At 34.4% G+C, this 16,157-nt stretch carries 18 protein-coding genes and 1 pseudogene; 12 read left to right on the top strand and 7 right to left on the bottom strand.

The genetic code is table 11. The annotated features are described in order from the left end of the window. Positions 1-217 precede the first annotated feature (217 nt). Together Q1A60_RS12240 and Q1A60_RS12245 are read left to right on the top strand one after the other, a co-directional pair. Positions 218-1,678, top strand: a complete 1,461-nt coding sequence (locus Q1A60_RS12240) for a magnesium chelatase (RefSeq protein ID WP_299766539.1) — start codon at positions 218-220, stop codon at positions 1,676-1,678. Positions 1,679-2,091: 413 nt separating this feature from the next. Next, positions 2,092-3,192 (top strand): serine hydrolase domain-containing protein, encoded by a 1,101-nt coding sequence (locus Q1A60_RS12245; protein WP_299766537.1) that lies wholly within the window; start codon positions 2,092-2,094, stop codon positions 3,190-3,192. Positions 3,193-3,237: 45 nt separating this feature from the next. Here Q1A60_RS12245 and Q1A60_RS12250 read toward each other — a convergent pair whose 3' ends face one another. Further along, entirely contained in the window at positions 3,238-3,735 is a 498-nt protein-coding gene (locus tag Q1A60_RS12250) for a hypothetical protein (RefSeq protein ID WP_299766535.1), read from the bottom strand. A 42-nt stretch (positions 3,736-3,777) separates the two neighbouring features. Next, positions 3,778-4,018: pseudogene (locus Q1A60_RS12255) on the bottom strand (integrase core domain-containing protein); the annotation flags it as partial. 301 nt (positions 4,019-4,319) lie between these two features. On the opposite strand from Q1A60_RS12255, the gene Q1A60_RS12260 reads away from it, so the two are divergent. The 8 genes from Q1A60_RS12260 to Q1A60_RS12295 all read left to right on the top strand — a co-directional run bounded on the left by Q1A60_RS12260 (position 4,320) and on the right by Q1A60_RS12295 (position 9,733). After that, on the top strand, positions 4,320-5,240 hold the full coding sequence (locus Q1A60_RS12260) for a phosphotransferase (RefSeq protein WP_299766533.1): 921 nt from the start codon (positions 4,320-4,322) through the stop codon (positions 5,238-5,240). Positions 5,241-5,362: 122 nt separating this feature from the next. After that, positions 5,363-5,746 (top strand): acyl-CoA thioesterase, encoded by a 384-nt coding sequence (locus Q1A60_RS12265; protein ID WP_299766531.1) that lies wholly within the window; start codon positions 5,363-5,365, stop codon positions 5,744-5,746. 33 nt (positions 5,747-5,779) lie between these two features. Then, a complete protein-coding gene (locus tag Q1A60_RS12270) occupies positions 5,780-6,328 on the top strand; it encodes a Crp/Fnr family transcriptional regulator (RefSeq protein ID WP_299766529.1) in 549 nt (182 codons plus the stop codon). 66 nt (positions 6,329-6,394) lie between these two features. Beyond that, the gene (locus Q1A60_RS12275) at positions 6,395-7,030 is read left to right on the top strand and encodes a hypothetical protein (protein WP_299766527.1); all 636 of its coding nucleotides are present in this window, start codon (positions 6,395-6,397) and stop codon (positions 7,028-7,030) included. A gap of 3 nt (positions 7,031-7,033) precedes the next feature. Further along, the gene (locus Q1A60_RS12280; protein ID WP_299766525.1) at positions 7,034-7,744 is read left to right on the top strand and encodes a class I SAM-dependent methyltransferase; all 711 of its coding nucleotides are present in this window, start codon (positions 7,034-7,036) and stop codon (positions 7,742-7,744) included. Positions 7,745-7,830: 86 nt separating this feature from the next. Then, a complete protein-coding gene (locus Q1A60_RS12285) occupies positions 7,831-8,529 on the top strand; it encodes a metallophosphoesterase family protein (RefSeq protein WP_299766523.1) in 699 nt (232 codons plus the stop codon). A 142-nt stretch (positions 8,530-8,671) separates the two neighbouring features. Then, positions 8,672-8,806, top strand: a complete 135-nt coding sequence (locus tag Q1A60_RS12290) for a hypothetical protein (RefSeq protein WP_299766521.1) — start codon at positions 8,672-8,674, stop codon at positions 8,804-8,806. Positions 8,807-9,193: 387 nt separating this feature from the next. Next, positions 9,194-9,733: a phosphoglycerate mutase family protein gene (locus Q1A60_RS12295; RefSeq protein ID WP_299766519.1), complete on the top strand. Its 540-nt coding sequence runs from the start codon at positions 9,194-9,196 to the stop codon at positions 9,731-9,733. Between the two features lie 47 nt (positions 9,734-9,780). Here Q1A60_RS12295 and Q1A60_RS12300 read toward each other — a convergent pair whose 3' ends face one another. Next, complete coding sequence (locus tag Q1A60_RS12300; RefSeq protein ID WP_299766517.1) at positions 9,781-10,572, bottom strand: DUF6503 family protein; 792 nt, start codon at positions 10,570-10,572, stop codon at positions 9,781-9,783. Positions 10,573-10,662: 90 nt separating this feature from the next. Between Q1A60_RS12300 and smpB the strand changes: the two genes are divergently transcribed. Together smpB and Q1A60_RS12310 are read left to right on the top strand one after the other, a co-directional pair. Continuing rightward, positions 10,663-11,130 (top strand): SsrA-binding protein SmpB, encoded by a 468-nt coding sequence (gene smpB / locus Q1A60_RS12305; RefSeq protein ID WP_089371699.1) that lies wholly within the window; start codon positions 10,663-10,665, stop codon positions 11,128-11,130. Between the two features lie 178 nt (positions 11,131-11,308). Continuing rightward, positions 11,309-13,810, top strand: a complete 2,502-nt coding sequence (locus Q1A60_RS12310) for a DUF5686 and carboxypeptidase regulatory-like domain-containing protein (RefSeq protein ID WP_299766514.1) — start codon at positions 11,309-11,311, stop codon at positions 13,808-13,810. A gap of 24 nt (positions 13,811-13,834) precedes the next feature. Here Q1A60_RS12310 and Q1A60_RS12315 read toward each other — a convergent pair whose 3' ends face one another. From Q1A60_RS12315 to Q1A60_RS12330, 4 genes are all read right to left on the bottom strand, one after another. Then, a complete protein-coding gene (locus Q1A60_RS12315) occupies positions 13,835-14,182 on the bottom strand; it encodes a hypothetical protein (RefSeq protein WP_299766512.1) in 348 nt (115 codons plus the stop codon). A 105-nt stretch (positions 14,183-14,287) separates the two neighbouring features. Next, on the bottom strand, positions 14,288-14,755 hold the full coding sequence (locus Q1A60_RS12320; RefSeq protein WP_299766510.1) for a DinB family protein: 468 nt from the start codon (positions 14,753-14,755) through the stop codon (positions 14,288-14,290). A 76-nt stretch (positions 14,756-14,831) separates the two neighbouring features. Beyond that, positions 14,832-15,692 carry an SDR family oxidoreductase gene (locus Q1A60_RS12325; protein ID WP_299766508.1) on the bottom strand — a complete coding sequence of 287 codons (861 nt, stop codon included), beginning with the start codon at positions 15,690-15,692 and terminating at the stop codon, positions 14,832-14,834. Between the two features lie 20 nt (positions 15,693-15,712). Continuing rightward, a complete protein-coding gene (locus Q1A60_RS12330) occupies positions 15,713-16,072 on the bottom strand; it encodes a DoxX family protein (protein WP_299766506.1) in 360 nt (119 codons plus the stop codon). Between the last annotated feature and the right edge of the window lie 85 nt (positions 16,073-16,157).

Raw genomic sequence — 16,157 nt, forward strand, 5'->3', positions numbered from 1 at the left:
GGAGGTGTGAAAATGCTTCTTTTAAAATAGAAATAAAGTAGTATCCTATTGTAGGATGATTAGATATAGAACAATGAGATTCCCGTCGTCACGGGAATGAAATGAAAAGAATAAAGCAGGTGGCTGAGTGTTTTTCGCGAAAGCGAAAAATATATTGAAGTCCCTATCTAAGATAATAAGAATGAGATTCCCACCTTCGTGGGAATGAAAAGAAAGTATGAAAGACATAACAACATTAGGAGCATTAAAGGCATCCAACTGGGAATCACGAAGTATTAAGGAAGAGCTTCGCGAACATTTAATCGAAAAATTACAAAAGAAAGAACCTACGTTTACAGGGATTCATGGATATGAGAATACAGTGATTCCAGAATTGGAGCGTGCGATTTTATCAAGACACAATATCAACTTGCTTGGACTTCGTGGACAGGCAAAAACACGTCTGGCAAGACAGATGGTCAATTTGCTAGATGAATGGATGCCGATTGTAGCGGGATCAGAGATTAATGATGATCCGTTGCAACCGATTTCGAGATATGCAACAGAACTCATTGCCGAAAAAGGAGATGAAACGCCTATTGAGTGGGTACATCGTTCGGAGCGATTTGCTGAGAAACTAGCAACTCCTGATGTAACGGTAGCGGATATTGTAGGCGATGTAGATCCGATTAAGGCTGCGAACTTAAAATTAAGCTATGCGGATGATCGTGTGATTCATTACGGGATGATTCCTCGTGCCAACAGAAGTATTTTTGTGATCAATGAGTTACCTGATTTGCAAGCGCGTATTCAAGTTGCCTTATTTAATATTTTACAGGAAGGAGATATTCAGATTCGTGGATTTAAACTACGTCTTCCATTGGATATGCAATTTGTTTTTACAGCCAATCCTGAAGATTATACGAATCGTGGAAGTATCGTAACACCATTGAAAGATCGTATTGGTTCGCAGATCTTGACACATTATCCAGAAGATGTGGCGACAGCTAGAGCTATCACCGAACAGGAAGCGCGCCTAGATGAGCGCCAAAAGGATAAGGTACATGTGCCAGATTTGGTACGTGATTTATTGGAAGAAATTAGTTTCGTTGCACGTGAGAGTGAGTTTATTGATGAGAAGAGTGGGATTAGTGCGCGTATGAGTATCACCGCTTTTGAGAACTTAATGAGTACGGCAGAGCGTCGTATGTTAATAAGCGGAGAGACACAAACGTCGATTCGTTTTGGTGATTTGATGGGGATTGTACCTGCGATTACTGGAAAGGTAGAGCTCGTCTATGAAGGAGAGCAGGAGGGAGCGGCTTTTGTTGCGAAAACTTTAATTGGAGAAGCGACAAAATCTCTTTTTGATGATTACTTCCCAAAGATTGAAAAACTAACGAAAGAAACGGATGAAGATCCGTATGATGAAGTATTATCATGGTTTTTTGAGCAGAGTGGGTTTGTTTTAGAGGATGATCTTTCTGATGCTGAGTATAAAGAGAAACTGGATAGTATTACACCACTTACAGCTTTATTGAAAAAACACCAACCTACTATAGAAACCGCAGATTCTTATTTTGTAAAAGAGTTCGTCCTTTGGGCGCTTGTAGAATATAAGAAACTAAGTAAGTACCCATTATCAAATGGAATGCGATTTAATGATCTATATGGGAGTTATATTTCTGGGTTGTCGTAAGAAGTAAAATGGGTGGTTGTTTTCTGTTTTTTGTAGATTTTAGGACAAAAAACAGAAAATTTTCCGTCTCGTCTTCCTAAATATAAGAAACTAAGTAAGTATCCATTATCAAATGGAATGCGATTTAATGATCTATATGGGAGTTATATTTCTGGGTTGTCATAAGCCTTGATTTGATATAGAGGCTTCTTGCGAAGCACAAAACAACAAAAGCTAGCATCGAAGATGCTAGCTTTTGTTGTTTCTTTAAGTTATTTATACTATCACTAATGATAGTATACTGGTTACAGTAGAAAAGATACTAAACACTTTTTATAGGTAGATAATACATTTACTTGTGTAGCTAAATGCAGTACGTCGTTTTACTTAAAAAGATGATTATGTTTCTTTTAGGTTTGCAATAAAATATAATCATGGCAAGAATTTTGTTTTTCATTTTATGTGTAGTTATTGCTCAATTTTCAATGAATTGTAATGCTCAAGATAATTCAGCTATTCACTCTGACAAGCTTCAGAAAATTGAAGTTTTATTGAATGAATTTATGAGTAATGGTGATGTGCCAGCAATCAGTGTAGGGCTTATATCTGATGGAAAAATCATATTTATTAATAAAGGGACTTTTAAGAGAAATGTAAAGAGACGTATTGATGAACACTCCATTTTTCAAACCGCTTCTATTTCAAAAATTTTTACGGCGATTATAGTAAATACATTGGTGATTAAGGGTAAATTAAATTTAAACGAATCTATTGTTACATATTTACCGCAGAATTATCCTGCAAAAACTATTGAAAAGTTAAAAGCGATTACTGTGCGAGATTTATTGCACCATCGTTCTGGGCTTCCTAGTGAGAGTAAAATTTATAAAAAGTATCGAAAAGGAAATGGTGCTTTCATTTATAATTATACTAGTGAAGATTTTAAAAGGGATTTAAACAAGATTAAATTAAAATCAAAGCCTGGAGAAAAATTCTATTATTCTAATTTCGGTTATGCTTTGTTAGGTTTTTTAGCAGAGAGGGTAACAAACGAATCATTTGAGAATTTACTACAAGAGTTTGTAGGCTCTAAATTTCATTTGTCAAGTACTTCTACACATGTTAAAAACCCTCAAAATTTAGTAACAGCATATAGAAAAGATAAAAGACAAATTGTTATGGAACCTTGGGTAATGGGTAAACTTACGGCACCTTCAGGAATTTATAGTACTACTTCAGACTTATCAAATATGATATTGCAACAGCTTAAAGCTTATGCGATGAATGAGAACAATTCACTACGATTAACAAAAGATACAAGATCCATAAGCGAACGTACAAATATGACTTACGGTTATGGATTTTATGTTTATGGAAACACGGGTTCTTATGGTCATGGCGGAGAGATGGACGGCTATGCAGGGGATTATTCGATTAACCCAAAATTGCAAAGGGGTCATGTGATATTAACTTCTTGTGCAGGAGATGAGGTTTATGGTTTATCGACAAAAATTGCAACTGTTTTATATGATTAGTTGTGAACTGTAGAGACGAGGGGCTATATTTTAATGGATATTGGTTCATTTTCTTTTTTGGAACTTTGGAGAGGCATAGTATTCTTCAATACTGGCAATCATCCTATGTTTAACTCCTGTAATAAGTTTTCTTTTGTAACTTTTTTTCTCATACCACCAAGCCCATAAAAAAATAAGCACTACAAGGATAATTTCCCAAGGATTATTATAAACTTTAGGAACATTATAGTAAGCACTAATACCTATAATTGGTTTCATATATTTTATACCAAAGTACAATAGAATCGTTGCAAAAAAAGCAGCAGATAAAAAAAAGCGTTTATCAAACCTCAATCCTTTTTTTACTTTTTTATTAATTTCTAAAATAGATGCATCATTTAGTATAGTGTGTCTCTCTTGATACATTTGATTTATAAATTGTAGTCTGTCTTTAATGTCTTTTTCAGGAACCTTATCATAAACATTTGACACAAAATAAGTATTGTATTCAAGATAGTCTTGTTGTGTGATTTTTAATTTTGGATAAAGATTATAAGAACTCATTTTCTTTTATGGAGCTTGTAAGCTTCCCCTAATTAGAACTACTTAATTTTCTAAAATTTCTGTAAAGTTATTATTTTTAATTCTTCCAGAGCTAGCCCCAGAAGAATTAAGTTTTGCGTATTTCACTGCGGAGATTTTCCCTAGATTATCGTGTGGTCTTTTATGATTGTAATCATACCCATTGAATCGCTCAATGAAAGCATTTTGTGTTGGTCTATTTGGGTTGAATATATTTAAAGTCAATCTGGTCCATCTGACTCTAGTCATTTATAATTTTAGCTAAACATACCCTATCCTATCCAAACCACATCCCATTACGGTTTCCCACAATCGAGCTTAAAAACATGTTGAGGTACTTTTCGCGAAAGCGGAAAACACTTCGACTGTACTCAGTATAAACTTCTATATCACTTCGTTCTTTGAAAGCGTATCATGAAGCAGTCGTACTGAAACTGTAAGTATCTACTAAATAGTAAAACGCTATTTAAAATATCGAATCTTAATTAGTAGTATTTTTGCATCAGATGAATTCCCTTATGAACCCAAATTTTAGAGATTACCTTTTAAAAATCACTAAATCGACTGTGTGTAAAGAGATTGAAGTTATTCAATCGTTATGGAGTGGATATGGTAACATCTCTCGGTATGAATTGAATACTACATCACTTCCTACCATCGTGGTAAAGCATATCTCATTAGCTCGTTCTAAGACACATCCAAGAGGATGGAATACTTCGTATTCTCATGATAGAAAAGTGAAGTCTTATGAGGTGGAAACCCATTGGTATAGAGAGTGGAGCCAACGCTGTACGAGTGATTGTAAAGTGCCGACCTTACTTGGTTCTTTTTCAGAAGGGGATGATCAATGGATTGTTATGGAAAATTTAAATCTACAGTTTCCGTTGCGAAAACAACATCTTCATCTTGATGAGGTAAAAGCATGCTTGACATGGTTGGCACATTTTCATAGTACGTTCTTACATCAGAAGCCTATTGGTTTATGGGAAGTAGGTACCTATTGGCATTTAGCTACCCGACCTGATGAGTTGAAGGCTATGGAGCATCAAGAACTAAAATCAAAGGCATACTTAATCGATGCATTATTAAATGAATGTACCTATCAAACCATTGTTCACGGGGATGCGAAGCTTGCTAATTTTTGTTTTTCTGAAGATGGTAAACAAGTGGCCGCTGTAGATTTTCAATATGTTGGCGGAGGCTGCGGCATAAAAGATGTTGCGTATTTCCTGGGCAGTTGCCTTTCTAGCGAAGAATGTGAATTGTATGAAAAGGAATTATTGGACTTTTACTTTTCAGAGATGAAGACATCCGTTGATGCTAAAAATCTTAATATTGATTTTACAACATTAGCGCATGAATGGCGAAAGCTATATCCTGTTGCCTGTACTGATTTTACCCGTTTCTTACTCGGCTGGATGCCATCTCATCAAAAAGTGAATCGCTATAGTCTTACGATGATGAATAAAGTGTTGTCGAGTTTGTAGTGTTTTTAGATGTTGTATACGCTTTCGCGCCTGCCTGCCGGTAGGCAGGAAAGCGTATAAAGGATGTTATCAATGCTCACTTTTTTGAACGATCTTTGCATAAAAATCAGAAACCCAATCCTATGACGAAAGAAGAACGTATCGAAACCTCTAAAACAACCATTTTTAAAGCTGTATTTCCCAATACTACCAATCATTATCACACACTTTTTGGAGGAACCGCTATGCAACTTATGGATGAAACGGCGTTTATTACTGCGACACGTTTTAGCAGACAACAAATGGTGACGGTGAGTAGTGATCGTATTGATTTTAAAAAACCAATTCCAGCAGGAACCATTGTAGAATTGGTAGGAAAAGTATCGTATTTAGGGAATACAAGTTTAAAGATACGTGTAGATATTTTTGTGGAAGAAATGTATACTGAGTCTAGAGAGAAAGCAGTGTCTGGAGAGTTTACCTTTGTGGCGATCGATGAAAATAAACAGCCTGTAAAAATTAAATAAAAAACCTTTTATACATTTTGAATAATTTTACCGATGGTTAATTTTTTACGAAAAACAGAAAGATATTCAGAAGAAGAGTTACAACTTTTGAAAGCCGCTATTGAAGTTCGTGATTTAAAAAAGGGAGCGTTATTATTAGAAGCTGGAGTTGTGTGTTCAGAGATTTGTTTTTTAGAAAAAGGTGCGATTTATCAATATCGGATAGATACTGAGAATGAAGAACAAATTATTGATTTAAATGTACCTGAGGATTGGATTGTCAATCATCAAAGTTTTACAGGTAGAAAACCTTCTAGTTATTATATACAAGCATATGAAGACAGTAAGATACAAGTACTATCTATAGATGCGATCCATGCATTGATTGCACAATCCCAAGCTTTTTTACAAATGGGATCTTTACTGGAAAAAGCAGTGTCACGTGTTTACTTTTTTGATCAGCAATATACTCCTGATGAGAAATACCAACATGTAGTAAAACATCAACCATCATTGATTCAAACATTCCCTCAGAAGATGTTGGCTTCTTATCTTAAAATGAGTCCCGAAACCTTAAGTCGTGTTCGTAAACGGATTTCTTGATTCAAATCAAGTGTAAGACTCTGGATGCTATATGATATTTGTTGTCAATTAAACAACATACATATCATGAAGCATCAAGCTTATAAAAGTACTGGAGTGTCTCTAATCACAGGATCAATATTAGTCATCCTAACAATGGTGTTACATCCAGCTGGAGGAAGTATGGAACACATTCTGAGTATTTCAAAAACCATTACTATAACACATGCGTTGGCTATTTTTTGTTTACCCATTATCTTATTCGGATTTTATGGGCTAACGATGAGGCTGATGTACACTTTAAAACTATCTGTACTCGCTTTCATTATGATTCTTTTTGGATGCATAGCGGCTATGTTTGCAGCTTTAGTTAATGGATTAACCGTCCCGTATTTCTTAGGTAGTTATGCTGATCGACTAGAAGCGAATAGGGAAGTACTACATCCGATACTTACCTATAGTTTTGCACTCAACACACCTTTGGATTATATCTTTATCGTTTCTTTCTGTCTAGCCATTGCGTTATATTCTATAGTAATATTACGAACTAACAGATTCCCAAAATGGATGGGGTATTTTGGATTGTTATTTATCATCTTTGTAAGCATAGGAGTAGTAACAGGTTTTGTGTTTACAAGTTTAACAGGATTTAGAATCATTGTATTTAGTTTAGCAACATGGATTTTAAGTGCTGGGTTTTTTACAATGAGAGCAATAAAATAAGACATGAGCAAAGAAAAAATTAAACAGACATACGATGTCTTAGCCGAACGTTATAATGCATTGATAGATCATAAACCGCATAATGCCTATTATGATCGTCCCAATACGCTAGGGTTGATAGAAAACCCTAAAGGGAAACAAGTTTTAGATGCTGCTTGTGGCCCCGGAAAATATGCTGAAATCTTACTTTTAGAAGGTGCAAATGTGGTAGGGCTTGATATTAGCCCAGAAATGATCAAACATGCAAAAGAACGTAATAAAGGTGCAGGAACTTTTTTTGTACACGATTTAGAACACCCTTTTCATCAACTTGAAAATGATACGTTTGATGTCGTTGTATGTGCACTTGCCATGCATTATATAGAAAATTGGGATCACACCCTTCAAGAATTTTATAGGGTTTTAAAACCAAATGGAAAGCTAGTAATTTCTATAGAGCATCCGTTTTTTGAATATACGTATTTCAAGTCTCAACGTTATTTTGAAGTAGAGCCAGTTTCTTGTACTTGGAATGGCTTTGGAGTACCTGTTGAGGTACATAGTTTTAGAAGATCCCTTCAGGAATGTATCAACCCGTTACTAACCAATGGTTTTATGATTGATAAAATTCTAGAACCAAAACCTGTTCCTGAGTTTGAGAAGTTAGATCCCAAACATTTTAAAGAACTCAATGAATTCCCTGCCTTTATGTGTATACGAGCTGTTAAGAGATAACATCATTTATATTTCCTCGAAGGAGGGAATCTCTTTCTTTTTTTATTGATAAAAAAGAAAATAAAAATACCTTCTATATTTACGCTATGAATCGAAAAATATGTATCAGCGATATTCACGGTTGTGTAGCAACATGTAAAGCATTACTAGAACAGATACAGTTTGTAAAAGAAGATACATTATATCTATTAGGGGACTATATAGATAGAGGTCCAGATTCTAAAGGTGTAATTGATTATATCAAAGAATTACAAGAACAACAGTATCAAGTAGTAGCATTGCGAGGAAATCATGAACAAATGCTTATAAACGATCATACTGCCGAAACAAAATGGAGATGGCATGATATGGGCGATGAAGCACTTTTAAAGAGTTTCGGTTTAAAGAATCTAAAATTACTACCACAATCATATATTGATTTTTGTAATACATTGCCTTATTATCATATAGATGATGATTTTATAGCCGTGCATGCTGGCATTAATTGTACACATGAGCATCCTTTAGATCATTCAGAAGAATTACTATGGATTCGTAATTGGTATGAAACCATAAATTATGATTGGTTAGGAGATAGAATTATCATTCATGGACATACTCCTTTAACCAAATATGAAATAGAAGCACAATTTAAAGAATTAGGACACAAAAGAGTTTTAAATATAGATTGTGGCGCTTTTATGTCACGACAAAAAGAAGCAGGTTTAGGTCATTTATGTGCATTTGATATCACACATCAAAAATTATACTTTCAAGAAAATATAGATCTACATTGTAAATATTAGCTTTTTTTAGAGCTGTCATTCAGAATGTATTAACGACACTTCAGTCAACAAAATCAACACTTCAGGAGGCATTTTATAAAATGTTGTAACAAATATTTTTTTTAAACGTCTTTTAAGTATCAATCAATAAATCAAAATAATTATGAAAACTGAAGTAACAACAGAAACAAACGTTCCGAAAAATTATAGGCGTAATACATTACTAGGCGTATACGTAATTCTAACTACTACATTTGCGAGTGCATACACACTGATTCAACTTATGACAGTGGTATAAAAGACAAAATCTGCGTACAAGTACGCAGATTTCGTTCTTCATCATAGCAGATTTTTAATGTATGTAGACATCAAAAATGATGAATTAATTTTTCTTTCCTCTATCTGTCGGCTAGTATATTGTGTCCTTACAAAAAAATAAAAAATATTTTTTTATTCCTCGGAACAGCTAGTGTAATGCTATATAACTAAACGTTTGTATACTAATGTCAATGATACTTTGATGTTAGCGTAGCACCACTACATCCCAACTATGTATAGTATCATATCATTTTAAACACATATTAAAATGGTTTATATCTTCACGTAATCACTGAAGATGTACTGCTTACTGTTCCGGGTTTAATAGAATACTGTATTTTAGTGTATATCTTAAATACTTATCACTATGCGCTATCTATATCTACCTATTTTCCTTTTTGTTATTTCTTTTACAAGTTGTAAAGAAGAAGTTACTACTCCTGTAGTTGAAGAAATTACACATACTGAAGTAACCACGACTACATATTATTTAATAAGACATGCTGAAAAAGATCGTAGTGATCCAGAAAATAGAAACCCATCACTTATAGAAGCTGGACAAACAAGAGCTAATAACTGGGCAACGGTTTTTAAAGATGTTTCTTTTGATATGATTTATAGTACAGACTATGCGCGTACTCAAGAAACGGCTACTCCTACCGCTACTCAAAAAGGACTTGAAATACAATCGTATAATCCAAGAACCTTATTTGATGAAAATTTCCAAAAAACAACAGAAGGAAAAACGGTATTAGTGGTTGGACATAGTAACACAACACCTTCATTTACAAATGCTATTTTAGGAGAACAAAAATTCGAACAAATAGACGATTCCAACAACGGAAATCTCTATATCGTAACAATTACGGGTAAAGAAAAATCAGCACAATTATTGCATATTAATTAATCGTTAGGTAATTGAGTGATTTGTGAAACAAATTGTATCGAAATTACCTAATTGTTAGCTAAAGGAGTTACTTCAGGGTTTTCAGTTTCTATGGTAGATAATAATTTGAGTTCATTATTCTCAAACTGTCTATCTAGATCTGTAAGCGGTGGGAACTGTGTTTCTGGTTTGTAATTACGATAATCTACAAAGCGTACTCCATTTACGATGCGTTCGTTATACGCTTCTCTAAAGCGAGTACCACCTTCATCTACCTGATAATTATAAGCAATATAATCTACTGTATAATCTTCGGTTGCAATCCAATACATATATTGATCTTGGAAGTCTTCGCCGCCACCTTCTTGTGCAAAGGTGACTTTGATACGGTAATATGATTGCCCTTTTACGTCATGTATGTCAATAAGTTCTTTCGTTACTGCTGGATCGTTCAGGCCATACGGTAATACTGAAAAGTAATGTACAGAGTTTACACTGTTGGCATACTTCTGTTTCATACTATCGGGTACGTGTATACGTGCGCTTTCGCGAAAGCGTGTAAAATCACCTTTACTATCTAATACATCACGCTGTAGGATACATTCTTTATCCATACAACGTTCAAAAGTACGTGTACCATTCTCACGTTTTGCTTTATAATACTGATCTCTGAATTTAAATTGAATACTTGCATTAGCAATTGTCGTCCCACCACTTTGTACAATAGCATTGTCTACAATTTCTTGTACACTAGGTGTTTTTGGAGTACAAGAGGCGAGTATTAGGATACCTATAAATGCAATAAGGCTAACTAAATTATGTGTTGTAAAGAATTTTTGAGCGCTATTTTTTGAGATCATAATGTGATAAAATGTGGTCGTATGTATATCGAGTTAATTTTGGAAATAGTATTCAGTCTCAAAAGTAGCATTTTCATTACATTTGTCCTGATGTCAAAACCAAATACCGTAAATATATTAAATAAGCGTGCACGCTTTGAGTATGAGATTTTAGATAGACTCACGGCAGGTATTGTACTTGCTGGTACCGAGATTAAATCTATACGAGAAGGAAAAGCATCAATTGCTGAGAGCTTTTGTGAGTTTAATGATCATCAAGAGCTTTTTGTGATCAATATGACCATACAAGAATATTCGCATGCAACCTATTTTAACCACAAACCTAAGAGTGAGCGTAAATTATTATTGAATAAACGCGAACTCAAAAAATGGGAACGTGAGATTAAAAAGTCTGGATTGACCATTGTACCCCTTCGTTTGTTTACCAATGAAAAAGGATTTGCAAAATTAGAAATCGCACTCGCGAGAGGTAAGAAAAATTATGATAAACGTGAGGTAATTAAGGATCGTGATAATAAACGAGACTTAAGCCGTATTAAAAAGGCGTTTAATAACTAAAAGTACATAACGTAGCTTCTTAATTTATCTAAAATAATTATAAATTAACATCTTTAAATAGTTGTAAGTGAATCTATTGTGTGTTATTAGCCTTCCTAAAAGAATCACAACTAACATTTTTTTAAGAAGTTAGCGTTACTAAGTATAGTTTCTTTGATGCGCTAACTAAAAAACAATCATGACTAAAACTACACTTACCATCCTTTTCTCTTTTTTTGTTTCTATACTCTCTGCTCAAATTGTGGGGACTGTACGTGATGATAAAGGCGAATCATTACCCTTTGTCAACATTTATTTGGAAGGTTCGCAAGAAGGAACTACAACCAATGGCGACGGCGAATACGTACTAGATGTCTTAGGCTCTGGAGCTGGCAGAAATGCTACTGAACAAACGTACACCGTTGTTTTTCAATTTTTAGGATATACAACCGTACGAAAAGATATTACCACAAAAAACTCACAATACACCTTAGATGTGGTTTTAGTACCAGAAACAACATCGCTAGATGAGGTGGTTGTAGAAGCGGGCGTGAACCCAGCCGATAGAGTAGTACGTGCAGCCATCGAAAATAGAAAAGCCAATTTAGAAAGACTCAGTGAGTATACAGCCAATTTTTATTCCAGAGGATTATGGCAAGTAAAAAATGCACCAGAGAAATTCTTAGGCCAAGAAGTTGGAGATTTAGGAGGAGGTCTAGATTCTACGCGTACTGGGATTATTTATTTAAGTGAGACCATTTCAGAAATAGCCTATCAACGTCCTAATAACTTTTCAGAAAAGATTATCGCTAGTAAAGTAAGTGGTGATGATAATGGATTTAGCTTTAATACAGCCATAGATGCTAATTTTTCTTTCTATGAAAATACGTTAGAAATCAATACACAACTCATATCTCCTATAGGTATAAATGCCTTCTCGTATTATAAATACAAACTTATAGGAACCTTTTATGAAGAAGGAAAAATTATCAATAAGATAGAAGTAACACCACGTAGACCTAAAGATCGTGTCTTTAGCGGCTTAATCTATATTGTAGAAGATGAATGGCAATTATATGGTGTAGACCTTGCTACCAATGGCGATGCCATACAAGTACCTATTATAGAAAATCTCAATTTCAAACAGAATTATAAATATGATGCGCAATACAAACAATGGGTGAAAATCTCTCAAGTCATTGATTTTAGCTTTGGTATTTTGGGATTAAAAGGAGACGGTCGCTTTACAGCAGGCTATAGCGATTATAACTTTGAACCTAATTTTACAAAAAAATCGTTTACAAATGAAGTACTCTCATTTGCAGATGAAGCTAATAAGAAAGATAGTCTCTATTGGGAAGAAAAACGCCCTGTGCCTTTAACCTTAGAAGAGACAGATGATTATCTAAAAAAAGACAGCATCCAAGTTATTCGAAAGTCTAAAAAATATTTAGACTCTATAGATGGCCGTAGTAATAAGTTTCGAATTTTAGATCCAATCACGGGATATTCATACACAAATACCTATAAACGCTGGCGTGTTGGATATGATGGCATTTTTAATAGTGTAGGATATAATACCGTACAAGGTTGGAATGGAGAGACAGGACTTAATTATTTTACGTGGAGTGATGATGATTATTCTAAAACCTTGTACGCTTTCGCGAAAGTCAACTATGGTTTTTCAGAAGATCGATTACGTTATAGAGCTGGATTTACACGACAATTTGATCAAAAGAAACGAGCCGTTTTAAGCGTGATAGGAGGTGTAGAAACCAAACAATTTAATGCAAACAATCCTATTACCAATTCAGTAAATACGGTTGCATCTCTATATTTTGAACGTAATTATTTAAAAATCTATGAACGTTCTTTTGTAGATGTAGCCTACTCTCAAGAAATCTTTAATGGGTTACGATTATGGGGAAGTGTGAGTTATGAAGACCGTAAAGGACTTGCCAATACAACCGATCAGACATTTTATCCAAAAGATGATATTGTCTTTACCAGTAACAATCCTAGAGACCCACAAAACCTTTTTCCTGATGACCCAACAGGTGTTGTAGATCATGCTATTGTAAAAACACAATTGAGTGCGCGTATTAATTTTGGTCAGAAGTATTATAATTACCCTACAGGGAAGTTTAATATCCCAAATGATCGTTTTCCTACCTTATTTTTAACCTATGAAGGTGGTTTAGGAGCAGACGAAGATCGATTTAATTACACACAGTTAAGAGCGAGTCTACGTCAAGGTTTTAATATTGGAAATAAAGGACGTTTTAGATATGCATTAAACGGAGGAACCTTTTTAAACTCTGCAGATGGAGCCAGCTTTATAGATTTCCAACACTTTAATGGAAATCAAACAAGAATTAACTTAGACGGAAGCAGTCTAAATCGATTTAATCTATTACCGTATTATGAACGTAGTACCAATCAAGGCTATTTTGAAGGACATGTAGAGCATAATTTTAAAGGTTGGGTATTAGGAAAAATACCAGGTTTAAATACACTAAATTTTAATCTCGTTGCTGGAGCTCATGTGCTAAGTACCGCCGACAATAGACCGTACACAGAATGGTCTATTGGACTTGATAATCTTGGATGGGGGAAATTTCGTTTTTTACGTGTAGACTATGTACGCTCTTCAGGATTGGGTGCAAATGATGGTGCTTTTGTCTTTGGAGTGAGTTTTTAATAGGTAATATCACTATAGCGATTATTAGGCTATTACCAGCTTGGCATACGTCTTACCGTCTGTGTCAACATAATTGCTATTATATACTCTTTTTCCTGCAATAGCAGCTACTTTTTGAATATCTTCAGGTGCTCCGGCAAATACGATATTCATGATGTTAGGAGTGTCACTTGGTAAGAAATCAGAAACATATAATCCGTAGGTGTCTAGGACATCTTCTAATGGATATTGTGTGTTTTCTCCTTCTTCTAATTCAAGAGAGAAGGCTATTTTACATTCAAAATCCTGAGGATCGTTTTTGTACATACCATCCTTTAATGGGATAGGCGTAATATCATTTTTTGGAGGTGGTATGATTTTAATATTTTTCATAAGAATACGTGTTTGTTTTTGAAGGCTAAATACGCTTTAACGCTACGCTCTCCTTCTTGGTTGTGAACCTACCTGCTGGTAGGCAGGAGCGTATATAACCACATTTTACTGTGCTCTCACAATCTTTTTAAGAATGGCAATCTGACCCAAATGATAGTGCGTATGCTCTACAATACCTTGTAAATTTCTGTAATAGTTACCATACTTGGGATCAATAAATTTCTCCCATATCTTATCTTCAGGAAGTTGTTCTATAAGAGAAGCAAAATGATCGGCGGCGGTATAGGTTTTTTCTAAGAAGGTATCCCAATCTTGTTTTGATTGGATAGGAGGGTGGTCAAAGCTAAATGTATCTTTTCCGTCTAAAGGTCCGCCTTCTAATACTTTTGTAACCGTATTCACATAATAATGAATATGATACGCTAGCGTGGCAATCGTATTACAGTTGTATACTTGTGTTGTCGCTTCTTGCCACGTTACATCAGCCAGTTGATTTTTAAGATTGGAAGAGGTCCAATTTCCTGAGAAATAGACATCTCTTAGATGTTTTGCTATGTGTTTTGTAGTGCTCATTTATATTCTAAAATAACCTAAAGATACAAGTTTCTTTAGATGCTTTTTCCAGTATGTTCTAAACTTAGATGATATATTATAAGAAATTCTTTTTTACTTCATTAATTAACATAAGTCCTGTTGGGTCTGCTTTTGTTTTTAATTCACAAAATTCATTAGCCCATGCTGAGGTTCTGATTCGTAAAGGTGGGGTTTCGGTATTGACAACTTGTAAAATTACTTCTGCAACTTCTTTTCCCGTTTGGTATACAGCTAGGTTACTTTCAGTGGCTCTTTTTTGAGAACCTGCAAGATATTTTTCAAAAATTGGAAGATACTCTCCTCTAGCAAGCTGCCCATCTACAGTTGTTTTTTCAATGGCAGATTTCATAAACTCAGTGGCTATACCGCCAGGTTCTACTAACGTAAATTTGATGTTAAATGTAGTTCCTACATAGGTTGCTAAACTTTCTGTAAATCCCTCAACGGCAAATTTTGCTCCACAATAGATTTCATTAAATGGTTGTCCTACCAATCCTCCAACTGAGGTTATATTGATGATGTGTCCAGCTTTTTGTTTTCTCATATGCGGTAAGACTGCTTTAGTAGTACGCACAACTCCTAGATAATTTACATCTGTAACCCAGTTAATTTCTTCTTCACTTGTTTCTTCAAGTGTTTTAGCAAATCCAGCGCCAGCATTATTTAATAAGATATCTATAGTACCCTCTTTTTCTATTACTATATTGATTGCTGAATTTATAGAAGATTGGCTAGTTACATCAAGCTGTAGTATTTCAATATCTAAGTTTTCATCTTTGATATGCTTTTTTAGCTCTTCTGACTTTTTTAGATTACGCATTGTCGCATAGACTTTAAAACCATTACGAGAGAATAAAAGTGAAGCTTCATAACCCACACCTGATGATGTTCCTGTAATTAATATATTTCTTTTCATTGAGTTTGTTTTTATATCATTTATACTCCTATGTTGTTCTTATGTAGGTATATATACGAAATTATAAGAATAATGATCAATACAACATTTATTAGCGTAATGGAGATGGGATCTTTATGAGCCGTATGCGCTACAATTGCAGTTATAAAAAATAACGCAATACCAGCGTATGCCCATTCTTTTATGTATAAAGGAACCATTGGAACTAAAATGAGTATTGCTGCTAAAATTTTTAAAACAACTAATTGCTTTCGAAAAAAATCAGGAAATCCTAATGCCCTAACGCCTTCAATTGCTGCTTTGCTATATAAATAAGAATATGCGCTCCATAAAAGAAAAATAGATGTTAATGTGGTTGATATCCAATAAATCATTTTCATGTATCTAGGGTTTTTATTTTTAGGTATAGTAGGAGTTCATACAAACCTAACTAATTCTGTATGAGTTTACAAGGACAACTGTAAG

The sequence above is a fragment of the uncultured Dokdonia sp. genome, from assembly GCF_947492535.1.
Taxonomy (GTDB): domain Bacteria; phylum Bacteroidota; class Bacteroidia; order Flavobacteriales; family Flavobacteriaceae; genus Dokdonia.